Origin of the sequence: Photobacterium sanguinicancri (assembly GCF_002265265.1) — a bacterium.
GTDB classification, from domain to species: domain Bacteria; phylum Pseudomonadota; class Gammaproteobacteria; order Enterobacterales; family Vibrionaceae; genus Photobacterium; species Photobacterium sanguinicancri.
The window spans coordinates 1-974 of sequence record NZ_NOIF01000385.1 but is presented as its reverse complement, the minus strand read 5'-3'; the positions used below and the strand labels follow the sequence as shown (position 1 = coordinate 974).

The window sequence follows — 974 nt, the reverse complement described above, 5'->3', positions numbered from 1 at the left end:
CGCCCCCCCCCCCCCCCCCCCCCCTTTTTTTTTTCATTCATATGACGGCAAACGATATGTAGCTCCGTGTCGTGGGCTCGGATATGTGTATATGAGACAGGTCTTTCACAAATGAAAAGAAGGCTAGGTTCTGCATTTGACCACTCTAAGGAATATAAAAAAGTACTTGTTGATATCGCAAACAATGAAATAACAGTTAAAGATGTTGAATCTGGTCTGTTAGTTGAGCGATTAGGATATGAAAATCATAGGTTTAAGGACGACATAAATAAAGACTTTAGTCTGTTGATTAACCACCCTGAAACTATGTTTAATGAATTTAATCAAATATTACAAGAGAACCTTGCCCAAGTTGAAATTCTTTATTTTCCAACATATCGCCGTGTTGAAGAGGATTTAAAAAATCTTGAGATTGATATTGATCTAGATGAAGAATTTGAATTTGAAGTTAAAGACAACTCTGAAATACCAATTCAATTTGGTATGAAAGACGTCAAAGATAGATTTGAAGAAATAAAGTCAGAAGTCGCCAGGCTTTCTAGTAAAGGTTTAAATACATTATCAGCAGAAATTCTTCGACAACTAGTTAGAGGAGACTTTACTGATAAACCTGATGTTTCAAATATATCAGAATCTGATGTGAAAGTAGTAATCGGACGTCTTGGTGAAATGTTCGATGAGGAGGATAAAGCTCGAATTCTAAATGCTGTTGAAAGCGGTATATATCCAGAATCAGATAATATGCTTGTATACTTTTTAAGTAAATTGGTCGAAGTGTATGAAGAGCAAAAAGAAATTGATTCGTATACTGATAAGTTTACAACTGTTTGTAACAAATATCTTGAGCAAACTGAACTCGTATACGATAAGTCAAATATCGAAATATACATTAATAGCAAGAAGTCAAAGAAAGAAATAGATTTGAATGCATTGTCTTCTGGTGAACAGCAGATTGTTTCTTTATTCTCAAAGAT

General features: G+C 34.2%; 1 pseudogene. It reads left to right on the top strand.

From position 1 onward, the window contains the following. Positions 1-111: 111 nt before the first annotated feature. Positions 112-974, top strand: a pseudogene (locus ASV53_RS24190) (hypothetical protein); the annotation flags it as partial.